Here is a 19,902-nt window from a genome sequence, read left to right as displayed (position 1 = left end):
GTCGCCACGGACGAGTCCCTCATGGCCCCTACGCAGCGCAGCCTCCTGGCGGATGCCGGCTTCCGGTATCTGACCCGTCTGTTTGCGTTCTTCGTCTTCATCCTGCTGGCCGCGATCATGGTCTCCCTGATCTACGGCAGCCGGGAATCCCTGGCCCGGTACGGCCTGCCGTTCCTCTGGACCAACGACTGGGATCCCGTGCGCCACAGCTACGGCGCGCTGGTGCCGATGCTGGGCACGGTGATCAGCGCCTTTCTCGCGCTGCTGATCGCGGTGCCGGTGTCCTTCGGCATCGCCATGTTCCTGACCGAACTCGCGCCCGTCTGGCTGCGCCGCCCGCTGGGCGTGGCGATCGAGATGCTGGCCGCGATCCCGTCCATCATCTACGGCATGTGGGGCCTGTTCGTGTTCGTGCCGCTGTTCCAGGAGTACGTCCAGCCGTACGTGGTCGACTTCTTCGAGGGCGTGCCGGTGCTGGAGCACCTGTTCGGCGGGCCGCCCATGGGCATCGGCCTGTTCACGGCGGGCCTGATCCTGTCCATCATGATCATCCCCTTCATCGCGGCGGTGATGCGCGACGTGTTCGAGCAGGTGCCGCCCATGCTGAAGGAATCCGCCTACGGCCTGGGCAGCACCACCTGGGAAGTCGTCTGGAAGATCATGCTGCCCTACACCAAGCACGGCGTCATCGGCGGCATCATGCTGGGCCTGGGCCGGGCGCTGGGCGAGACCATGGCGGTCACCTTCGTGATCGGCAACGCCTTCAACCTGCCTTCCTCGATCTTCTCGCCGTCCAATTCCATCGCCTCCGCCCTGGCCAATGAATTCAACGAGGCCGGCGGCCTGCAGAAATCGGCCCTGCTGGAGCTGGGCCTGATCCTGTTCCTGATCACCACCGTGGTGCTGGCCCTGTCGAAGTTCATGCTGCTGCAACTGTCGCGCAAGGAAGGCGCCAAACACTGATGTCCGCCCCCGACTCCCCCATCGCCCTCGACAATCCGGTCTACCGGCGCCGGCGCCTGTTCAACCGCCTGATGCTGGGGCTCTCGGGCCTGACGCTGGGCTCGGGCCTGTTCTGGCTCGCCTGGATCATCCTCACGCTGCTGCTCAAGGGCGGCTCCGCCCTGTCGCCGGCGCTGCTGTGGGAAAGCACCCCGCCGCCCGGGGCCGACGGCGGCCTGCTGAACGCCATCGTCGGCAGCGTGCTGATGTCGGCCGTGGGCACGCTGATCGGCACGCCCATCGGCGTGCTGGCGGGCACCTACCTGGCCGAGTACGGCCGCCGCGGCTGGCTGGCCCCGGCCACGCGCTTCCTGAACGACGTGCTGCTGTCGGCGCCGTCCATCATCATCGGGCTGTTCATCTACGCCGTCTACGTGGCCCAGGTCGGCCATTATTCCGGCTGGGCGGGCGCCTTCGCCCTGGCGATCCTGGTCATCCCGGTGGTGGTCCGGTCCACGGACAACATGCTCGGCCTGGTGCCCAACAGCCTGCGCGAGGCCGCCGCCGCCCTGGGCTGCCCGCAGTGGCGCGTCGTCGTCTTCATCTGCTACCGGGCGGCGCGCTCGGGCATCGTCACCGGCATCCTGCTGGCCGTGGCCCGCATCGCCGGGGAAACCGCGCCGCTGCTCTTCACCGCCCTGAACAACCAGTTCATGTCGCTGAACATGAACGCCCCCATCGCCAACCTGCCGGTGGTGATCTTCCAGTACGCCGCCAGTCCCTTCGAGGACTGGAACCGGCTCGCCTGGGCGGGCGCCGCGCTGATCACCCTGCTGGTGCTGGGGATCAACATCGCCGCGCGCAGCCTGTTCCGCAAATAAACGATTTCGACCATGATCCTGAATCCGTCTTCGTCCGCCGCCCGGGAGCGCACCAAGCTGGCCGTGCGCAACCTGAACTTCTACTACGGCGGCTTCCACGCCCTGCGCGACATCAACATGGACATCGCGGAAAACAAGGTCACGGCCTTCATCGGCCCGTCGGGCTGCGGGAAGTCCACGCTGCTGCGCACCTTCAACCGCATGTTCGAGCTCTACCCCGGCCAGCGCGCCGAAGGCGCCATCGAGCTGGATGGCGAGGACCTGCTCCATTCCCGGCTGGACATCTCCCTGATCCGCGCCAAGGTCGGCATGGTGTTCCAGAAGCCCACGCCGTTTCCCATGAGCATCTACGACAACATCGCCTTCGGCGTGCGGCTGTTCGAGCGCCTGAGCAAGGGCGAGATGGACGAGCGCGTGGAATGGGCCCTGACCAAGGCGGCCCTGTGGAACGAGGTCAAGGACAAGCTCGGGCAGAGCGGCAACAGCCTGTCCGGCGGCCAGCAGCAGCGCCTGTGCATCGCGCGCGGCGTGGCGATCAAGCCCGAGGTCCTGCTGCTGGACGAGCCGTGCTCCGCCCTGGACCCGATCTCCACGGCCAAGATCGAGGAACTGATCGCGGAACTGAAGTCCGACTACACCGTGGTCATCGTCACCCACAACATGCAGCAGGCGGCGCGCTGCTCGGACTACACCGCCTACATGTACCTGGGCGAGCTGATGGAATTCGGCCCCACCGACCAGGTCTTCATCAAGCCCGCCCGCAAGGAAACCGAGGACTACATCACAGGACGGTTTGGATGAGATCGGACTCAGGATGGTCCCTGCGGACCATCCTGAGCCGATCGAATCCGAGCGGCTTGCAAGCCGCGAGGTGGACAGTCCGAGTCGCTGCAAGCGACGAGGGGGCTGCTACGGCTTGAAATCATCATGCTGCGCCCGCAATACCCCGCGCTGCACCTTGCCCGTGGTCGTCATGGGCAGGCTGTCCATGAACTCGATCAGCCGCGGGTATTCGTGCGCGGCGACCTTGCGGCGCACGTAGTCCTGGATCTCCGCGACCAGCGCGGCGTCGCCCGTGTAGCCTTCGTTCAGCACGATGCAGGCCTTGACGATTTCCGTGCGCTGCGGATCGGGCACGCCGATCACCGCCGCCAGGCGCACGGCCGGGTGGCCCAGCAGGCAGTCCTCGATCGGCCCCGGGCCGATGCGGTAGCCGGCGCTGGTGATCACGTCGTCGCCCCGGCCCTTGAACCCGAGATAGCCGTCCTCGTCGCACAGGCCGCGGTCGCCCGTCACCAGCCAGTCGCCGATGAAGGCGCCGGCGGTGGCCTCGGGGTTCTGCCAGTATTGCAGGAACATCACCGGATCGGGCCGGCGCACGGCGATGTGGCCTTCGGTCCCGGGCGGCTGGACCCGGCCGGCCTCGTCGATGATGCGCACTTCGTGGCCCGGCACTGGCCGGCCCATGGCGCCGATGCGCGGCTCGAACAGGGCGGCGCAGGACGAGACGATCATGTTGCATTCGGTCTGGCCGTAGAACTCGTTGATGGTCACGCCCAGCGCCCGGCGGCCCCATTCGATCAGCTGCGGCCCCAGGGATTCGCCGCCGCTGGCCACCGAGGCCAGGCCCAGGCGGCCAGGGCGTTCGGGATCCTGCAGCGTGCGCAGCATCTTCAGCGCCGTGGGCGGCAGGAAGGTGTGGCTGACCTTGTGCCTGGACATCAGCTGCCAGGCGACGGCGGGATCGAACTTCGTGAAGCGGCAGGCCAGCACGGGCACGCCGTGGTGCCAGGATGGCATCAGGACGTCCAGCAGCCCGCCGATCCAGGCCCAGTCGGCCGGGGTCCACATCAGGGTGGCCCGCTCGGGAAAGAAATTGTGCGACATCTCCACCCCCGGCAGGTGGCCGAGCAGCACGCGGTGGGCGTGCAGCGCGCCCTTGGGCTTGCCGGTGGTGCCCGAAGTGTAGATGATGATCGCCGGATCGTCGGCGGCGGTGTCCACGGGCGTGAAGCCCAGGCCGTCCTGCGATTCGATCGCCGCCCAGAACGAGGCCTCGCCCGCGTCCGCGTCCACGTCCAGCACGCAGCCGAGCTGGGGCAGATCCTGGCGGATCGCGGCGATCTTGCCCAGGCCCTCGGTGTGGGTGACGAGCGCGCGGGCGCCCGAATTCCCCAGGCGGTACTGCAGGGCGTCGGTGCCGAACAGCGTGAACAGGGGCACGGCGATGGCGCCGAGCTTGTACGCGGCGAGATGCGCCAGCGCCGTTTCCAGCGACTGCGGCAGCAGGATGCCCACCCGGTCGCCCCGCGACACGCCCCGGGCGCGCAGGGCCCGCGCCAGCCGGTCGGACCAGTGCTTGAGCTGGTCGAAGGTGTAGTGCCGCGCCGGAGCGTCGCCGCGGTCCACGATCAGGGCCAGGCGGCCGCTGCCGTCGGCCCAGCGGTCGCAGACGTCCACCCCGATGTTGTAGCGCTCCGGCACGGCCCAGGTGAATGCGTCCCGGGTCTGCCGATAGTCGCCTTGCGCGTGCAGCATGATGTCTCCTCGTCTTCCGTCTTTTCGTTGCGCGCCCCGCGCCGCCGGCGGGGGCCTGGGAATCCATGGTACAGCGGCGCCCTCCCGCGTGCCATTCATTCACGGTTCATGCGCTTCCTGATATCGTAGGCCCGTGGATCGAACGAGGAGTCTGCCGATATGCAGTCTGCCGATACGCGCCGCCGCTGGGTGCTGGCGGGCGCGCTGGCCCTGGGGCTCTGGACCGCGGGCGCCGGGGCGCACAATCACGACCGGGACATGGCCGAGCGGCTGCAGGCCCTGGGCGAAGTGCTGCCGCTGCAGGACGTCCTGCAGCGGGCGGCGCGCGACTATCCCGGCCAGGTCCTGAAGGTCGAGTTCGAGCAGGAGGACGAGCGCTGCGAATGCGATGGCGGCGCCCCCGGCCGCGGCAAAACCGAAAGCGGCAAGTCCGAAAAGGGCGGGTCCGAGGGCCGCTGGATCTACGAACTCAAGATCCTGCAGGACCAGGGCCGGCTGACCAAGCTGAAGATCGACGCCCGCACGGGCGAAACGCTGTGGGTGGGCACGCGCCCGCTGCACCGCGACGGGAGACACCCATGAGGCTGCTGGTGGCCGAGGACGAGCCGGTGCTGGCCGCGCAGCTGAAGGCGGCGCTGGAAAAATCCGGCTACGTGATCGACGTGGCGGCCGATGGCCTGGACGCCGAGCACCAGGGCCTGAGCGAGCCCTACGATCTGGCCGTGCTGGACCTGGGCCTGCCGGGGCGCGACGGCCTGTCGGTGCTGCGGGCCTGGCGCGAGGCGGGGCGGAGGATGCCCGTGCTGATCCTGACGGCGCGCGACAACTGGCACGACAAGGTGGCCGGCATCGACGCCGGCGCCGACGACTACCTGACCAAGCCCTTCCACCAGGAAGAACTCGAGGCCCGCGTGCGCGCGCTGCTGCGCCGCGCCGGCGGACACGCCACGGCCGACATCCGCTGCGGGCCGCTGCTGCTGGACACGCGCCAGTCCCGCGTGCTGCTGGACGACGCGCCGCTGGACCTGACCAGCCACGAATACCGGGTGCTGGCCTACCTGCTGATGCACCAGGACGAAGTCGTGTCCCGCAGCCAGCTGGTGGAGCACATCTACGCGCAGGATTTCGACCGCGACTCGAACACCATCGAGGTCTTCGTCGCCCGCCTGCGGCGCAAGATCCCCCCGGGCCTGATCCAGACGGTGCGCGGCCTGGGCTACCGCCTGTCCGCCGACGCCCGATGACGGCGCCGCATCCGTCGCTGCGCCTGCGCCTGCTGGCCGTCACCCTGGTCTGGACGCTGCTGAGCGTGGCGCTGGCCGGCTGGGGCATCCAGCGCCTGTTCCGCCAGCACATCCAGGCGCAGCTGCAGTCCGAGCTGAACATCCACCTGAACCACCTGACCGCCTCGCTGCAGGTCGACGAGCAGGGCCAGGTGTCGCTGTCCGCCCTGCCGACCGACCCGCGCTTCGGCCATCCCTTCTCCGGCCTGTACTGGCAGATTTCCGTGCCTTCGGACGGCACGCGGTTCGCCCAGCTGCTGCGTTCGCGTTCGCTGTGGGACGCCCACCTGCCGGCCGCGGCCGGCGACGTGGAACCGGGGCAGGACGCGGTGGCGCAGGTGTCCGGCCCGGGCGGCAAGCCGCTGCAGATGCGGCTGCGCGAGGTCCATCCCGCCGAAGGCCCGATCGACACGCTGATCCTTTCGGTGGGGGCCGACGAGGCCCTGTGGGCCGAGCCGGTCAGCCGTTTCGACCGCATGCTGGCCGTGGCGCTGGGCATCCTGGCGCTGGGCATGGTGGCGGCCGCCTGGATGCAGGTGGGCTTCGGCCTGCGGCCCCTGGGGCGGCTGCGCGAGCGCCTGGCGGCCCTGCGCGAGGGCCGGGCAGACCGCATCGAGGGCGAGTTCCCGATGGAAGTCCAGCCGCTGGTCGAGGATTTCAACCTGGTGCTGAGCCGCAACGCGCAAGGCCTGGAGCGGGCGCGCATGCAGGCCGGCAACCTGGCGCACGCCCTGAAGACGCCGCTGGCGGTCATGGCCAACGCCGCCCAGGCGGGCGATCCGGCGCTGCCGCGCCTGGTCGCCGAGCAGGTCGAGGCCGCCCGGCGCCAGGTGGACTATCACCTGGCCCGCGCCCGGGCCGCGGCGGCGGTGCGCGTGACCGGCCTGCGCAGTCCGATCCTGCCCCTGCTGCAGGGCCTGGTGCGGGTGATGGACCGCGTGCACGCCGAGCGCGGGCTGGCCTACGACCTGAGCGGCGTGCCCGCCGAGCTGGCGTTTCGCGGCGAGGCGCAGGATTTCCAGGAAATGCTGGGCAACGTGCTGGACAATGCCGGGAAATGGGCGCGCCGGCGGGTGCGCGTCACGGCCCGACGCACGGACGGGGAATTGTCGATCCGGGTGGAGGACGACGGCCCGGGCCTGAGCCCCGAGCGCGCCGAGATGGTCTTCGAGCGCGGCCGGCGGGCGGACGAGCGCACGCCCGGTTCGGGCCTGGGGCTGGGGATCGTGCGCGACCTGGCCGACCTGTACGGCGGCTGGGCGCGGATCGAGGCCGGCGACCTGGGCGGCGCGAGGGTGGTGATCACCCTGCCGGCCGCCTGAGGCGGGGATGGGAGGTTGGTTGCAGTGATCCGGGGGCCGGCGGGCCGCCCGGGCGCCGGCGGGAATCAGTTCCAGCGGCCGTTGCGTCCGCCCAGGCTGTAGGCGCCCGCGCCGAACAGGGCGATGGCGATGGCGGCAACCATGAACATGCCCTGCAGTTCCAGTGCCCAGCCGCCGCTCTTGCCCAGCTCGAAGAGCTGGTGCATGTGGACCAGGCCGAAGACGAACAGCATGTTGATCACGACGATCAGGCCGCCGAGGCGGGTGAACACGCCCAGGATGATCAGGACCGGGGCGAGGACTTCGCCGATGTAGACGCCATAGGCCACGAAACCGGGCAGGCCGCGCTGGCCCAGCATGTCCACGAGCCAGCCCACGCCGCCGTCCAGCTTGGACAGACCGTGCAGCAACAGCAGGATGCCCAGGCCCAGGCGCAGGATCAGTTTGCCCAGGTCGTCGTACGTGGAAGAAGACATGGCGGTTTCCTTGATCGTGGTTGGTCGGGGCGACATGATTTGAACATGCGACCCTCTGCTCCCAAAGCAGATGCGCTACCAGGCTGCGCTACGCCCCGACTGGACCGCAAATTCTACCATGGGGCCTAGGGGCAAATCCCTAGCCGGGCAGCCGCAGTTCCGGCAGCGTGTGGGCGCGGTGGCGGTAGGCCCAGGTGGGCCAGAGCGCATGGGCCAGGGCGATGCGGCCGAGTTCCGCGTCCGGATCCAGCGGCGTGTAGGTGTCCGGCGCGGCATAGCGGTAGAAGTGCGCGGACTGGTGCGGCTCCAGCACCGCCAGGGTGTCGCCGCGCAGGTAGCCGTAGTGTTCCTCGTACTGCATCATGGCGCGTCCGCCCGCGTCCGCGCGCGTCAGGTCGTGGCCGATCATGGGATGGGCGTCGTCGATGCCGATCAGCGACAGCAGGGTCGTCGGCAGGTCGATCTGGCTGACGATGCGCTCGTCGCGGCGCGCCTGGACGCCCGCGCCCAGGATCAGGGCCGGGATGTGGAAATGGCGCAGCGGGATGCGCTGGGCGCCGCCGACGCGCGCGTCGTGGTCGGCGACGATCAGGAAGACCGTGTCGTCCCAGTAGGCGCTGGCGCGCGCCTGCTCGAAGAAGCGGCCGATGGCCCAGTCCGCGTAGCGCACGGTGTTCTGCACCGTGGCGGGGTCGCCGTCCACCGGGATGCGGCCGGCCGGATATTCCCAGGGCGTGTGGTTGCTGACGGAGAAGGCCAGGTGCAGGGTGGGCTGCCCGCCGCCCTGCGACAGCAGCGCGTGCAGCTTGTCGAACATGTCCTCGTCGCTGGCGCCCCAGGTGCCGACGAAGGCCGGCGACTCGAAGGTCGGCAGGTCGTGCAGTTCGTCGAAGCCGTTGCCCAGGAAGAAGCTCTTCATGTTGTCGAAGTGGGCCTCGCCGCCGTAGATGAAGCGCGAGCGGTAGCCGTGCCGCTTCAGCAGCTGGGCCAGGGTGAAGAACCGGCTCTGGGCGTCGCCCAGGCGCAGGGCGGCGTCCGACAGGGTGGGGGGAAAGCCCGCCGTGACGGCCTCCAGGCCGCGCACCGAGCGGGTGCCGGTGGCATAGGCGCGGGCGAAGTTCCAGCCCTCGGCGGCCAGGGCGTCCAGGCAGGGCGTCAGGCCCGCGCCGCCCAGGTTGCCGACGTACTGGGCGCCCAGGCTTTCCTCGACGATCAGCACCAGGTTGCGCGGCCGCGCGGGCCGCTGGCTGGCGGGCTGGCGGTGCAGCGTGGGGATCTCGGGCGGGCCGGGCGGGATGCCGGCCTGCTCGCGGATGATCGCGTGCAGCTCCGGATCGGGCAGGTCGCCGTAGACGTCGGCCGCCGAGCGCTCGTTCTTGATGGCGTACAGGGCGAACAGCACGCTGTACAGGGACGTCAGGGGCAGGGTGTTGAGCAGGCTGTCGCCGCACCAGGCCACCGAGGCCGGGTTGATCGGGCGATGGCCCAGCGTGCCGCGGATGGCCAGCGCGATGGCGGCGGCGAAGACCAGCGTGGCCAGGACGCGCCAGGGCCAGGCGGGCAGGGCGTCGGGCTGCGCCCGGGCGAACAGCGCATGGCCGAGCCAGGCGGCCAGGCCCAGGCCCAGGGCGGCGCCCAGCAGCACGGGCTTGTAGCCCTTCCACAGCATGCCGAAGACTTCCTTGGGATATTTCAGGTATTCGATGTAGAGGCGGTTGGGGCGGCTGTCGTATTCCGCGATGAACTGGGGCGTGGACACCTCCAGCAGCACGAACAGCAGCCAGACGGCCTGCAGCCACAGCCCCGTCAGGAAGATGGCGGCGGGGCGGTCGCCCAGCCAGGGCGCCAGCAGCAGCGGGATGCCGGCCCACATGGCGATCTGGTTGAGGTCGATGCGCAGGCCCCAGCGCAGGATCGGCCAGGGCCCGCCGGCCGCCCGCACCCGCGGCCACAGCCAGGCGGTCAGCAGCAGGCGGCTGAGCGTCAGCAGCGCCAGGGACGCGAGGACGAAAACCCCGATCTGGGTGAGCATGCAATGGATTCCTCAGGGCACGAACGCGATGCCGATGCGCAGTTGCGGGTCGGCTTTCTTGTTGTAGTCCAGCAGCGTTTCGCCGTAGCCCCGGAAATACTGCACGTACAGATGGCCGTTCATGTGCAGGAAGGTGCGCTTGAGCGGCCAGGCGGCTTCGAGCTGGGTGGAGTGGCGCCCGGCCGTGCCCTGGCGGTATTGGCCCGACAGGATCAGGCCGTCGTCCTGCGCCCAGCGCAGTTTCCAGTCGACGTAGCCCAGGGAATCCGGATAGCCCATGTCGTGGTCGGTCCAGACGTAATACTTGAAGCGCGGCCGGAAGCTGAGCGTGCTGCCGCCGTCGAAGCGGTAGTTGACTTCCGGCTGCACGTAGAGGTCGTTCAGCGAGCGCGACGCCTCGTCCTCCTTGCCGTTGGATTGATGGTCGAAGCCCGTGTTCAGCCCCAGGGACCAGCGCTTGTCGCCGGTGGCCCAGATCGAGTCGCGCGCCCAGAACAGGCTGGGGTTGTAAGTGGTGTCCACGAAGGGAATGGAATCCGAATGCAGGTCCCACAGGGCGGTCTGGGTGTAACCGAAATACCAGTTGTCCATGAAGCCCGGCCGGGCCGGGTCGTCCGGGCTGAACAGGCGGTATTTGAAGCTCACCTGGAAGCGGGCGCTGGCGCCGTCGCGGTTGCCCACCGCGAAATAGATCGGCTCGTAGGACGAGATCGCGTTGCGGAAGGTGTCGAAGGGCGACAGGCCGGCGGGCGCCGCCGTCGCCGGCGCGGCCGCGGGTTCGGTCGCCGCCCCCGCCGTGGCCGCGCCCGCGGGTGCCGCGGACGCCATGGCGGGCAGGTCGGTCGCGCCCACCTGCAGCGCCAGCAGGGTATCGGCCGCCCCGTCCAGGCGCAGGGTCAGCAGGCCGTGCGCGCCTGCCGGCACCCGCCCGCTCCAGGCCATGCGGGTGAAGGTGTTGGCGGGCAGGTCGATGGCGTCGGGCGAGGTCCGCAGCTGGAAGCGCACGGGCGTGACCCGTCCCCGGGCATCCACCCACTGCCCGGTCAGCTCGCGGGCGACCGGGCTGGAGAGCGCCGTGCCGGTGTCGTTGGTCAGCAGGCCTTCCAGTTCGATCACGGCGCCGGGGCTGGCCTGCGGGCTGGTCAGGCGGTAGGACAGGCCCGCGTGGGCGCTGCCGGCCGTCAGGCAGAGGCAGCCGATGGCGAGGGAAAAGGCATGGCGCAAGCCTGTATGAGGGAGACAAGGCATGATGTTGAAACCAAAGGCAAGTTCTTGCCCGGAACTTTAGCATCTGCAGCCCGCGGACACGTTTCTCGGTGTATCCGGGGCGGTTCCGCCGGCCCGCGGGCCGCGCCCCCGGCTGCCCGGAATCCGGCCGGCGGGCGATTCCCGAGCCGGATCCTTGACCCTGATCTCCTGGATCTGATCTCCGGATCCGATCTCCGGATCCGATCTCCTGGACCCGATCTCCGGACCCGATCTCCGGACCCGATCTCCGGACCTGATCCGGCTGCTGAATCCAATATCTGAACCTGGTTCTATGCAAATGATAATCGTTATCAATATAATCCGGAGGTTCAACCGGTCCGCCGCCGCGCCCATGCCATGCCACGCCGCTCCGCTCCGCCGCCCTGCGTGCTGTCGGTCCCGGTGGACTTCTGATTCGGGTTTTTGATGCGGGCTTCTGATTGGGGCTTCCGATTGGACTCTTGAGTCGAGCTTCTGATGGGGCTTTTGATGCGACTTTCGTTTTTGATTCGACTTTTGAGCGGGCTTCCGATGCGGACCTCCAGGCGATGACGCGCATCCCCCTTCCCGTGATCTCCCGCGTCGTGGCGGCCGTGTGCGGCGGCTATGCGCTGGCGGCGCTGTGCTCCGTTGCGGTGCTGGCCGCGCCGCTGGCCCGGTCCGAGGCGGCCTTCCTGGGCATGATGCTCAGCTTCCTGTGCCATGCCGGAGCCGTCGTCTGGGTTTTCGCCGTGCGCTCGGCCCGGCGAGCCTGGGCCGGCCTGCTGGCGGCGGCCTGCGTCCTGCTGCCCCTGGCCTGGCATGCCTGGCCCGCGGGGGGCGCGTCATGAGCGGCCTGTTCCGGGACGGCCGCGCATCGCCCGAAGGCATGCCGGTGCGGGCCGCCCGGCCATCGGCCGAGTCCGCCATCGAGCCCGCGGCCGAGCCTGCAATAAAACCCGCACTCCAGCCCGCGGTGAAACCCGCGATGAAGCCCGCGATGAAGCCTGCAATCAAGCCTGCCGCCAGGCCGCGCGGCATCCGCCAGACCATGTCCGACCTGCACATCTGGACGGGGCTGCTGGCGGGCTGGATCCTCTACGCCATGTTCCTGACCGGGACCGTCTCGTTCTTCCGCGACGAGATCAGCCGCTACATGCGGCCGGAGCTGCAGGCAGCCGCGGTCCCGCCGCCGGCGGGCGCGGCGGCCGCCCGCATCGTCGGCGGCATCCTGGCCCGCACGCCCGGTACGCCGCAACTGAGCGTGACGCTGCCCTCGCCGCGCGATCCGGCGGCGTTCGCCTTCTGGCGCGATCCGCATGCGGCCGGCCGCGGCTTCCGGACGGAGACGTTCGACGCCGAAACCGGGGAGCGCCTGTCGGCCCGCGACACCCGGGGCGGCGATTTCTTCTATTTCTTTCACTTCAACCTGCACTACATGCCGCCCCTGTGGGGGCGGTGGATCGCCGGCCTGTGCGCCATGTTCATGCTGGTGGCCATCGTCAGCGGGGTGATCACGCACAAGAAGATCTTCACGGATTTCTTCACCTTCCGCTGGGGCAAGGGCCAGCGCAGCTGGCTGGACGCGCACGCCGCGCTGTCGGTGCTGGGCCTGCCGTTCCACTTCATGATCACCTGGAGCGGCCTGATCACCCTGATGGTGCTGTACATGCCCTGGCCGATGCAGGCCCTGCCCACGCCGGCGGACCGGGCGGCGATGACCAGCGAAATGCGCTTCTTCCTGCCGCCGGGCAAGCCCGCTCGGGAGCCGGCGGCCCTGGCGTCGATCGAGTCCCTGGTGGCGCAGGCCGAGCGGCGCTGGGGCGCCGGCAGCGTCGGCGGGGTGCAGGTCGCCCATCCGGGCGATGCGCAGGCGCGGGTGGCCGTCGTGCGCCGGCAATCCGGACAGATCGCCACCACGCCGCGCTATCTGCTGTTCGACGGGGTGTCGGGCGAACTGCTGCGGGCCAAGGACGCGTCCGGGCCGATGGCGACGGCGCAGGGCGTGCTATACGGCCTGCACCTGGGCCGCTACGCCGACCCCGCGCTGCGCTGGCTGTATTTCCTCGTCAGCCTGGCGGGGACCGCCATGGTCGGGTCGGGGCTGGTGCTGTGGACGGTGAAGCGCCGGACGGGCCTGCCGGATCCGCAGAAGCCTCATTTCGGCTTCCGGCTGGTCGAGCGCCTGAACATCGCGGCCATCGCGGGCCTGTCGGTGGCGATGGCGGCGTTCTTCTGGTTCAACCGCCTGCTGCCGGTAGACCTGGCGGGGCGCGCCGACTGGGAGATCCATGGCTTCTTCATCATCTGGGCGCTGGCGTTGGCCGCGGCCTGCCTGAGGCCGGCCCGGCGCGCCTGGATCGAATTGCTGGCCGCGGCCGCCGCGCTGCTGGCCCTGCTGCCCGTCCTGAACGCCTGCGTGACGGACCGGCCGCTGTGGCACAGCCTGCGCGCCGGCGACTGGCTGTTCGCCGGCCTCGACCTGACGCTGCTGGCCCTGGCGGCGCTGCACGCCCGGATGGCACTCCAGGTCGCGCGGCATCGCCCGGCGGTCCGGCCGTCCCGTCGCCGCGGGGGCGTCCCGGCGGCTGGAGAAAGCGCATGAACACGATCGTCTCGCCGCTGTGGGCGCATGGCCTGCTGCTCGGCCTCTCGTGGGCGGGTTTCGCCTGCCTGGCGCTGGCCATGGAGCGGCATCAGCGGGACGTCTTCGGCCGCCTCCTGCGGACCGCCGCCCGCCGCCGCCTGCGGTTCGCGGGCTGGTGCCTGCTGGGCGCGGCCCTGTGGCGGGCCGTGGCCGGGATGGGCTGGGGATTCGGACTGGCGGCCTACAGCGGCCACACCAGCCTGGCCGCCGGGCTGGTCTGCCTGGGGCTGGTGGCATGGAATCGGCGCGGCTGGCGGTGGCCGGGAGGTGGAGATCGTTGAGCGCCGCGGTTCGTTTTTTTGCGCGGCGGTTTTTGCGTGTTTTCGGTTTTTTCCGCTGTCTGGTGTTTCTTCTTTTGCCTGCTTTTGGCTTATTCACAGGGATGGACTTCGTATGCGACGTTTCAAATCGGCTTCTTTCCTGGCCCTCGTCCTGACGGCGGCGCTGGCCGGGTGCGCCCAGACGGGCGACCGCGCCGCGTCGGCGCCGGCGGCCGCGAGCGAGCCGGCCCAGCCGCGGGTGCAGCGCCAGGCCGTGGGGCAGGGCATCTACGAACTGGTCTACTCGGCGCGCCAGAACGCGCTGTTCGTGGCCGCCGCCGGCGGGTTCGGCGAGGGGGCGGCGGCGCCCCGGATCCTGCGGCTGGATCCCGCCACCCTGGCCGTGCAGGCGGAGATCCCCCTGGAGCGCAAGGGCTTCGGCCTGGCGCTGGACGACGCGGCCGGCCGCCTGTACGTCGGCAATGCGAACGACGCCTCCATCACCGTCATCGACACGGCCACCGGCAAGGTCGTCGGCCTGGTGCAGCTGACGTCGAAGAAGGTCAAGGCGCCGGACGGCAAGCAGCGCTATCCGTACAATCTGCGGGAACTGGTGCTGGATCCGGCCCGCCATCGCCTGTACGCCCCCGGCCTCGCTTTCCGCGACAGCGTGCTGTATGTCGTCGACACGCGCTCGCTGAAGGTCGAGAAGGTCGTGCCGGGCTTCGGCTTCGTGGCCACCGGCGCGGCGCTCGACGCGGCGGGCGGCAAGCTCTACGTGTCCAACCTGCAGGGACAGCTGTTCACGGTGGACACCGCCTCGCTGCGCCGGGAAAAGGTCGCCGAGGCGGGCGGCGACCAGTTGCTGAACCTGGCGTTCGATGCGCGGACCGGCCGCGTGCTGGCGACCGACGAGGGCATGGAGCGACTGGACGGCATGCGCGAGAAGCTGGGCGGGCTGAAGGATTACCGCAAGCGGGGCGAGGGCAACCGCGTCGTCGTGCTCGACCCGGCCGACGGCAGGCGGCTGGCCGGCATCCCGACCGGCAAGGGCCCTGTCGCCCTCCTGCTGGACGCGCCGCGCCAGCGCCTGTTCGTCACCAACCGGGAATCGGGCACGGTGACGGTGTTCGACAGTGGCTCGCACGCCCTGCTGCGGACGGTCGAATTGCCGGCCCATCCGAACAGCCTGGCGCTGGATCCGCGCACCGGCGCCGTGTTCGTGACCGTCAAGAACGGCCGGGACGCGCCCAAGGACAGCGCCGAGAGCGTGGCGCGCATCGACTTCTGATCGTGCTCCGGGGCCTCGCGGCCCCGGTGTCGCCGTCGGGAATGGGCGGGAAGAGTCCCGGATCGGAATTGCCCGGCGCTGGGCGCGGGGTCCAGGCGTGCCGGGAACTCCGGGCGGACCGGCCCTGGCGGGTCGCCATGAGAATCGGCCCTAGCGGGTCGCCACGAGAAACAGCCGGGGCACGGGCAGCAGCACCGAGCCGTCGGTCTGCGTGGGGTAGGCCCGCGCCAGTTCGTCGCGGTACTGCGCCAGGAAGAGCGCCTGTTCGGCCGCGTCCAGAGGCGCCAGAAAGGGGCGCAGGGCGCTGCCCTTGAACCAGGCCACGATGCCGTCCACGCCGTCGGGCAGCACATGCCAGTACCGGGTGCGCCAGATGTCCACGCGCGCGCAATGCGGCTTGAGCAGGTCGTAGTACCAGGGGACGGGGTGGCTGGGAAAGCGGGTGCTGCGCTCGTCGCCGACGCGGTCCGCCCAGCGGGGATCGGCGGCCGTCTTGCGCATCAGGGTCTTGACCGGATCGTCCTGGTTGTCGGGCATCTGGACGGCCAGGCTGCCGCCGGGCGCGAGGAAGCCGGCCAGCCGCGGGAACAGGGCGGCATGATCCGGGATCCATTGCAGCGAGGCGTTGGCCAGGATGACGTCGAGGGGCGCGCTGGGCGTCCAGGCGGCGATGTCGTCCTGCAGGAAGTCGATGTCCGGCAGCCGCTTGCGGGCGGCCGCCAGCATGTCGGCGGAGCTGTCCAGGGCGGTGATGCGGGCGCCCGGGTAGCGCGCTCGCAGGACTTCGGTCGAATTGCCCGGGCCGCAGCCCAGGTCGGCCAGCCGGGCTGGGTCGCGCGTCGGGACCGCCGCCAGCAGATCCCTGACCGGGCGGGTGCGCTCGGCCTCGAACATCGTGTATTGGCTTGCCGACCAGGCCATGCTTTGTTCTCCCTTCTGGAAGGCTGAACGACCGGCGCGCCGCTGCCTCGCCTGGATTTGCGCCATCCCTTGCGCCATCAATGTTTTGGCCCGCCCTACTGGATTTGAACCAGTGACCTACGGCTTAGAAGGCCGTTGCTCTATCCAGCTGAGCTAAGGGCGGTCGGGTGGCGCGCCCGCGGACCTGGGCGTAGCCCCAGTCCGGGCCGGGGCGGCTCGCCTGCGCTGCGTGCGGGCCTGCGTTGCGTGCTCGAACCCTGGATTCTAACGTGCATTCCGCGCCTCGGTGTTTTCCCTGATGGTTCGATCGATCGAGTCGCCTGTAAGGCCCTCGTAAGGTCGGGTTTTTATCTTGCACTGCATCATACGACCCATCAGGAGACCGACATGGGAGACAAGCGGACACAAGCCATCGTGTCGAACCCGAAATACCAGCATCTGCGGCGGACGCGGCTGCGCTACGGCTGGACGCTGGCCGTGATCATGCTGCTGGTGTACTACAGCTTCATCGGCGTGATCGCGTTCGACAAGGAACTCTTCGCACTGAAACTGGGCGAAGGCGTCATGACCTGGGGCATCCCGGTCGGCTTCGGCGTGATCGTGTTCAGCGTGCTGATCACCGGCCTGTACGTGCGCCGCGCCAACAGCGAATTCGACCGCCTGACCCGCGAGATCGTCCAGGAGGCAGGGCAATGAACCGCATGACCATACGCGCGCTGGGCGCGCTGGCCCTGGCGGCGGGCCTGGCCTCGACCGCGCAGGCGGCGGGCGGCGACCTGGGCGAGCTGCAGCGGCAGCCCACCAACTGGACCGCCATCGCGATGTTCGGCCTGTTCGTGCTCCTGACCCTGTGGATCACGAAGTGGGCCGCCGGCCGGACCCGTTCCGCCGCCGATTTCTACACCGCGGGCGGGGGCATCACCGGCTTCCAGAACGGCCTGGCGATCGCCGGGGACTACATGTCCGCCGCCTCGTTCCTGGGCATTTCCGCCGCCGTGATGATCAACGGCTACGACGGCCTGATCTATTCCATCGGCTTCCTGGTGGGCTGGCCCATCCTGACCTTCCTGATGGCCGAGCGCCTGCGCAACCTGGGCAAGTTCACCTTCGCCGACGTGGCGGCCTACCGCTTCAAGCAGGGGCCGATCCGCGCCTTCGCGGCCTCGGGCACCCTGGTGGTGGTGGCGTTCTACCTGATCGCCCAGATGGTCGGCGCCGGCCAGCTCATCAAGCTGCTGTTCGGCCTGGAATACTGGATCGCCGTGGTCGTGGTCGGCGTGCTGATGATGGTCTACGTGCTGTTCGGCGGCATGACGGCCACCACCTGGGTGCAGATCATCAAGGCGGCCCTGCTGCTGGGCGGCGCGACCTTCATGGCCCTGATGGTGCTGGCGCATTACGGCTTCTCGCCCGAGCGCCTGTTCGCCGCCGCGGTGGAGGTCAAGACGCTGGCCGCCCTGAACGCGGGCAAGGACGCCGTCCAGTCCGGCGCGCTGGGGCAGTCCATCATGGGGCCGGGCAATTTCATCAAGGACCCGATCAGCGCGATTTCCTTCGGCATGGCGCTGATGTTCGGCACGGCCGGCCTGCCGCACATCCTGATGCGCTTCTTCACGGTGCCCGATGCGCGCGAGGCCCGCAAGTCCGTGTTCTGGGCCACGTCCTGGATCGGCTATTTCTACATCCTGACCTTCATCATCGGCTTCGGCGCGATCGTGCTGGTGTCCACCAACCCGCAGTTTCTGGACACGGCCGGCGCCCTGATCGGCGGCGGCAACATGGCGGCGGTGCACCTGGCCGACGCCGTGGGCGGCAACGTGTTCCTGGGCTTCATGTCGGCCGTGGCCTTCGCCACGATCCTGGCGGTGGTGGCCGGCCTGACGCTGTCTGGCACCTCGGCGGTGTCGCACGACATCTATGCGACCCTGGTCAAGGACGGCCATGCCACCCGCGAGCAGGAAATGAAGGTCGCCAAGATCACCACGGTGGTCCTCGGGATCGTCGCCGTGGTGCTGGGTATCGCCTTCGAGAAGCAGAACATCGCTTTCATGGTGTCGCTGGCCTTCGCGGTGGCGGCGTCGGCGAACTTCCCGGTGCTGTTCATGTCGGTGCTGTGGAAGGGCTGCACCACGCGCGGCGCGATGATCGGCGGCTTCGCCGGCCTGATCAGCGCCGTGGGCCTGACGGTGGTGTCGCCGTCGGTCTGGGAGGCCACGCTGGGCAACCCGGCGGGCTCGGCCCTGTTCCCCTACGCGTCCCCGGCGCTGTTCTCCATGACGATCGGTTTCGTGTCGATCTGGCTGTTCTCGGTCACCGACCACAGCGAACGCGCCCGCATCGACCGGGCCGGCTTCGAGGCCCAGACCGTGCGCAGCGAAACCGGGATCGGCGCGGCGGCGGCCAGCGCGCACTGATCCCGCGATGGACGGCGGTCCGATCCGGCCGCCGCCATCGCAACCCGACCCGAGGCCGACAGGCGCAGCCTGCGGCGATTTCCGGGTGCTCTCGCACCCCGGCGACCGTGATCCGGCGCCGGGGTGTTCTTTTTTGGCGCCAGGTTTTGTGCCAGGAAGCGCCGCGCCGCGCCGGAGGCGGGCTCGGGACCAGACCGTGGCTCGCCGACCGTGGTTCGCCTGACAATCAGTACCAAAACGGTGCACAATGGAAAGCGCTCCTTTTTTTGCCGCCGGGCCGTCCCAAGGCAAAAAGGCCCCCTTTGGGGGGCAGCAAGCGGCCGCAGGCTGCGCGGCGTGGGGGTCCTTTTTTGCCGCCGGGCCGCCCCAAGGCAAAAAAGCCCCCTTTGGGGGGCAGCAAGCGGCCGCAGGCTGCGCAGCGTGGGGCCCTTTTTTTGCCGCCGGGCCGTCCCAAGGCAAAAAGCGCCCGCTCATTACGTTTTTCCTGGATCTCATTCACCATGACACAACGCTTGAACTACTACCAGGCCTCGCCCGAGGCCGCCCGCAAATACGGCGAATTCAGCCAGCTGCTGCATGCCAATCCCTTCCTCGCGGAAATCGGCTACCTGGTGACGCTGCGGGCCTCGCAGCTCAACGGCTGCACCTTCTGCGTGGACATGCACGTCAAGGAAGCCAAGATCGCGGGCGAACGCGAACTGCGCCTGCATCACGTCGCGGTGTGGCGCGAATCGCCGCTGTTCACGGCCAAGGAAAAGGCCATTCTGGAATGGACCGAGGCGCTGACGCGGCTGCCGCCCGAGGGCGTGTCCGACGAGCTGTTCCGGCGCGTGCGCGAGCAGCTGTCGGAAAAGGAGCTGGCCGACCTGAGCTTCCTGATCGTGGGGATCAACGGCTGGAACCGCCTGGGAGTGGCCTTCCAGCCGGTGCCGGGTTCGTCCGACGCCCTGTTCGGGCTGGACAAGGCGGGCCTGAGCTGATCGCATCGCCCCGGTCGGCCGCGTCCCCCCGGCTGACCGTCTCTTGCCGGCCGATTCCCTGCCCTGGGCCCGCCGCGCCTTCCGGGCTCGCCGCCTTTCCGGCCAGCCCGCCCGCGAACGCGGCGGGCCGCCTGCCCGCCTGCACCAGGATGGCCTCCAGCTCGCGCACCGTCGCCAGCAGGCGCCGCAGGGTCTGGTAGTTGAACGCGCGCATCCGCTCGTCGATGCGTCCGGGGATCAGCACCCAGCCGCGTCCCCGCTGTTCGAGGTAGCCGGCGTCCCGCAGTCCGAGCAGCTTGCGGCGGATGGTTTCCCGGGGCAGCCGCGAGACCACCGTCAGATCCCGCAGGCGGACGGGCTGCGGTTCCCCGCGGACGGGGGCGGCATCCGTGCCCGCATCAGCGCCCGCATCAGCGCCCGCGCCCGCGCCGCCCGGCGCCATCAGGCGCACCAGGCCCAGGTGGGACACCAGTCCGAGAAGGATCAGGGATTCGGCGTCCATGTCGAGTTCGCGCATGGCCCGCAGCAGGTGATCGATGAAGTGCCGGTTCATGACGAAGCTGAGGGCGGCGAAGGCCCGCTCGTAGCGGGGATCGCGCGCCGTCCGCCCATTTTGGGCGGAATCGCCGCCGTCCGGCGTCGCGGCGGGCGGACTTTCGGATAAGGTAGGCGGGAGTCTTTCACGAGA

19 protein-coding genes and 2 tRNA genes are annotated in these 19,902 nt (G+C 69.6%); 13 read left to right on the top strand and 8 right to left on the bottom strand.

Translation table 11 applies throughout. The annotated features are described in order from the left end of the window. Positions 1-21 precede the first annotated feature (21 nt). Genes pstC through pstB form a run of 3 tightly spaced genes read left to right on the top strand, consistent with a single transcriptional unit; the run spans position 22 to position 2,624 of the window. Positions 22-963, top strand: a complete 942-nt coding sequence (pstC, locus tag HNR28_RS14705; RefSeq protein ID WP_043685828.1) for a phosphate ABC transporter permease subunit PstC — start codon at positions 22-24, stop codon at positions 961-963. Beyond that, complete coding sequence (gene pstA, locus HNR28_RS14700; RefSeq protein ID WP_052355598.1) at positions 963-1,823, top strand: phosphate ABC transporter permease PstA; 861 nt, start codon at positions 963-965, stop codon at positions 1,821-1,823. The genes pstC and pstA overlap by 1 nt, the downstream gene beginning before the upstream one ends. A 12-nt stretch (positions 1,824-1,835) precedes the next feature. Next, positions 1,836-2,624, top strand: coding sequence for a phosphate ABC transporter ATP-binding protein PstB (pstB, locus tag HNR28_RS14695; protein ID WP_043680546.1), 789 nt, complete (start codon positions 1,836-1,838; stop codon positions 2,622-2,624). A 108-nt stretch (positions 2,625-2,732) separates the two neighbouring features. Here pstB and HNR28_RS14690 read toward each other — a convergent pair whose 3' ends face one another. Next, positions 2,733-4,361, bottom strand: coding sequence for an acyl-CoA synthetase (locus tag HNR28_RS14690; RefSeq protein WP_184142995.1), 1,629 nt, complete (start codon positions 4,359-4,361; stop codon positions 2,733-2,735). 159 nt (positions 4,362-4,520) lie between these two features. Here HNR28_RS14690 and HNR28_RS14685 point away from each other — a divergent pair, with 159 nt between their 5' ends. Genes HNR28_RS14685 through HNR28_RS14675 form a run of 3 tightly spaced genes read left to right on the top strand, consistent with a single transcriptional unit; the run spans position 4,521 to position 6,966 of the window. Continuing rightward, complete coding sequence (locus HNR28_RS14685; protein ID WP_052355599.1) at positions 4,521-4,943, top strand: PepSY domain-containing protein; 423 nt, start codon at positions 4,521-4,523, stop codon at positions 4,941-4,943. After that, positions 4,940-5,605 carry a response regulator transcription factor gene (locus HNR28_RS14680; RefSeq protein WP_043680550.1) on the top strand — a complete coding sequence of 222 codons (666 nt, stop codon included), beginning with the start codon at positions 4,940-4,942 and terminating at the stop codon, positions 5,603-5,605. Before HNR28_RS14685 ends, HNR28_RS14680 begins: the two co-directional genes overlap by 4 nt. After that, complete coding sequence (locus tag HNR28_RS14675) at positions 5,602-6,966, top strand: ATP-binding protein (RefSeq protein ID WP_043680552.1); 1,365 nt, start codon at positions 5,602-5,604, stop codon at positions 6,964-6,966. Before HNR28_RS14680 ends, HNR28_RS14675 begins: the two co-directional genes overlap by 4 nt. A 65-nt stretch (positions 6,967-7,031) precedes the next feature. Here HNR28_RS14675 and HNR28_RS14670 read toward each other — a convergent pair whose 3' ends face one another. From HNR28_RS14670 to HNR28_RS14655, 4 genes are all read right to left on the bottom strand, one after another. Beyond that, positions 7,032-7,442 (bottom strand): DoxX family protein, encoded by a 411-nt coding sequence (locus HNR28_RS14670; protein ID WP_043680554.1) that lies wholly within the window; start codon positions 7,440-7,442, stop codon positions 7,032-7,034. Between the two features lie 21 nt (positions 7,443-7,463). After that, positions 7,464-7,540 (bottom strand) — tRNA-Pro (locus tag HNR28_RS14665). Between the two features lie 41 nt (positions 7,541-7,581). Further along, entirely contained in the window at positions 7,582-9,474 is a 1,893-nt protein-coding gene (locus tag HNR28_RS14660) for an LTA synthase family protein (RefSeq protein WP_043680556.1), read from the bottom strand. Between the two features lie 12 nt (positions 9,475-9,486). Continuing rightward, positions 9,487-10,698: a phospholipase A gene (locus HNR28_RS14655; protein ID WP_244978319.1), complete on the bottom strand. Its 1,212-nt coding sequence runs from the start codon at positions 10,696-10,698 to the stop codon at positions 9,487-9,489. A 572-nt stretch (positions 10,699-11,270) separates the two neighbouring features. Between HNR28_RS14655 and HNR28_RS14650 the strand changes: the two genes are divergently transcribed. The 4 genes from HNR28_RS14650 to HNR28_RS14635 all read left to right on the top strand — a co-directional run bounded on the left by HNR28_RS14650 (position 11,271) and on the right by HNR28_RS14635 (position 14,899). Beyond that, the gene (locus HNR28_RS14650) at positions 11,271-11,552 is read left to right on the top strand and encodes a DUF3649 domain-containing protein (protein ID WP_151023761.1); all 282 of its coding nucleotides are present in this window, start codon (positions 11,271-11,273) and stop codon (positions 11,550-11,552) included. Positions 11,553-11,701: 149 nt separating this feature from the next. After that, positions 11,702-13,306, top strand: coding sequence for a PepSY-associated TM helix domain-containing protein (locus HNR28_RS14645; protein ID WP_151023762.1), 1,605 nt, complete (start codon positions 11,702-11,704; stop codon positions 13,304-13,306). Then, complete coding sequence (locus tag HNR28_RS14640; RefSeq protein WP_151023763.1) at positions 13,303-13,629, top strand: DUF3325 domain-containing protein; 327 nt, start codon at positions 13,303-13,305, stop codon at positions 13,627-13,629. The genes HNR28_RS14645 and HNR28_RS14640 overlap by 4 nt, the downstream gene beginning before the upstream one ends. A 112-nt stretch (positions 13,630-13,741) precedes the next feature. Then, positions 13,742-14,899, top strand: coding sequence for a YncE family protein (locus tag HNR28_RS14635; RefSeq protein WP_151023764.1), 1,158 nt, complete (start codon positions 13,742-13,744; stop codon positions 14,897-14,899). A gap of 150 nt (positions 14,900-15,049) precedes the next feature. Here the strand turns inward: HNR28_RS14635 and tam are convergent, their stop codons facing one another. Both tam and HNR28_RS14625 read right to left on the bottom strand, forming a co-directional pair. Beyond that, the gene (gene tam / locus HNR28_RS14630; protein WP_151023765.1) at positions 15,050-15,820 is read right to left on the bottom strand and encodes a trans-aconitate 2-methyltransferase; all 771 of its coding nucleotides are present in this window, start codon (positions 15,818-15,820) and stop codon (positions 15,050-15,052) included. A gap of 86 nt (positions 15,821-15,906) precedes the next feature. Continuing rightward, positions 15,907-15,983: transfer RNA gene (locus HNR28_RS14625), tRNA-Arg, on the bottom strand. A gap of 224 nt (positions 15,984-16,207) precedes the next feature. Between HNR28_RS14625 and HNR28_RS14620 the strand changes: the two genes are divergently transcribed. The 3 genes from HNR28_RS14620 to HNR28_RS14610 all read left to right on the top strand — a co-directional run bounded on the left by HNR28_RS14620 (position 16,208) and on the right by HNR28_RS14610 (position 19,214). Then, positions 16,208-16,516 carry a DUF485 domain-containing protein gene (locus HNR28_RS14620; RefSeq protein WP_151023766.1) on the top strand — a complete coding sequence of 103 codons (309 nt, stop codon included), beginning with the start codon at positions 16,208-16,210 and terminating at the stop codon, positions 16,514-16,516. Positions 16,517-16,521: 5 nt separating this feature from the next. Further along, positions 16,522-18,234: a cation acetate symporter gene (locus HNR28_RS14615; RefSeq protein WP_409360328.1), complete on the top strand. Its 1,713-nt coding sequence runs from the start codon at positions 16,522-16,524 to the stop codon at positions 18,232-18,234. A gap of 500 nt (positions 18,235-18,734) precedes the next feature. After that, positions 18,735-19,214: a carboxymuconolactone decarboxylase family protein gene (locus tag HNR28_RS14610; protein ID WP_043680587.1), complete on the top strand. Its 480-nt coding sequence runs from the start codon at positions 18,735-18,737 to the stop codon at positions 19,212-19,214. Here HNR28_RS14610 and HNR28_RS14605 read toward each other — a convergent pair. Then, positions 19,123-19,767, bottom strand: a complete 645-nt coding sequence (locus HNR28_RS14605) for a hypothetical protein (RefSeq protein ID WP_184142992.1) — start codon at positions 19,765-19,767, stop codon at positions 19,123-19,125. The genes HNR28_RS14610 and HNR28_RS14605 overlap by 92 nt on opposite strands. Between the last annotated feature and the right edge of the window lie 135 nt (positions 19,768-19,902).

The sequence above is a fragment of the Castellaniella defragrans genome, assembly GCF_014203015.1.
Taxonomy (GTDB): Bacteria; Pseudomonadota; Gammaproteobacteria; order Burkholderiales; family Burkholderiaceae_B; genus Castellaniella; species Castellaniella defragrans.
This window is presented reverse-complemented; position numbering and strand designations above follow the sequence as displayed.

Excerpts from the sequence above, each read along its gene's own strand:
- HNR28_RS14615 (WP_409360328.1), top strand. The coding sequence starts at position 16,522 with ATGACCATACGCGCGCTGGGCGCGCTGGCCCTGGCGGCGGGCCTGGCC.
- HNR28_RS14680 (WP_043680550.1), top strand. The coding sequence starts at position 4,940 with ATGAGGCTGCTGGTGGCCGAGGACGAGCCGGTGCTGGCCGCGCAGCTG.
- HNR28_RS14685 (WP_052355599.1), top strand. The coding sequence starts at position 4,521 with ATGCAGTCTGCCGATACGCGCCGCCGCTGGGTGCTGGCGGGCGCGCTG.
- HNR28_RS14640 (WP_151023763.1), top strand. The coding sequence starts at position 13,303 with ATGAACACGATCGTCTCGCCGCTGTGGGCGCATGGCCTGCTGCTCGGC.
- HNR28_RS14660 (WP_043680556.1), bottom strand. The coding sequence starts at position 9,474 with ATGCTCACCCAGATCGGGGTTTTCGTCCTCGCGTCCCTGGCGCTGCTG.
- HNR28_RS14675 (WP_043680552.1), top strand. The coding sequence starts at position 5,602 with ATGACGGCGCCGCATCCGTCGCTGCGCCTGCGCCTGCTGGCCGTCACC.
- HNR28_RS14610 (WP_043680587.1), top strand. The coding sequence starts at position 18,735 with ATGACACAACGCTTGAACTACTACCAGGCCTCGCCCGAGGCCGCCCGC.
- HNR28_RS14605 (WP_184142992.1), bottom strand. The coding sequence starts at position 19,767 with ATGAACCGGCACTTCATCGATCACCTGCTGCGGGCCATGCGCGAACTC.
- pstA (WP_052355598.1), top strand. The coding sequence starts at position 963 with ATGTCCGCCCCCGACTCCCCCATCGCCCTCGACAATCCGGTCTACCGG.
- HNR28_RS14645 (WP_151023762.1), top strand. The coding sequence starts at position 11,702 with ATGAAGCCTGCAATCAAGCCTGCCGCCAGGCCGCGCGGCATCCGCCAG.
- tam (WP_151023765.1), bottom strand. The coding sequence starts at position 15,820 with ATGGCCTGGTCGGCAAGCCAATACACGATGTTCGAGGCCGAGCGCACC.
- HNR28_RS14635 (WP_151023764.1), top strand. The coding sequence starts at position 13,742 with ATGCGACGTTTCAAATCGGCTTCTTTCCTGGCCCTCGTCCTGACGGCG.
- HNR28_RS14690 (WP_184142995.1), bottom strand. The coding sequence starts at position 4,361 with ATGCTGCACGCGCAAGGCGACTATCGGCAGACCCGGGACGCATTCACC.
- HNR28_RS14670 (WP_043680554.1), bottom strand. The coding sequence starts at position 7,442 with ATGTCTTCTTCCACGTACGACGACCTGGGCAAACTGATCCTGCGCCTG.
- pstC (WP_043685828.1), top strand. The coding sequence starts at position 22 with ATGGCCCCTACGCAGCGCAGCCTCCTGGCGGATGCCGGCTTCCGGTAT.
- pstB (WP_043680546.1), top strand. The coding sequence starts at position 1,836 with ATGATCCTGAATCCGTCTTCGTCCGCCGCCCGGGAGCGCACCAAGCTG.
- HNR28_RS14620 (WP_151023766.1), top strand. The coding sequence starts at position 16,208 with ATGGGAGACAAGCGGACACAAGCCATCGTGTCGAACCCGAAATACCAG.
- HNR28_RS14650 (WP_151023761.1), top strand. The coding sequence starts at position 11,271 with ATGACGCGCATCCCCCTTCCCGTGATCTCCCGCGTCGTGGCGGCCGTG.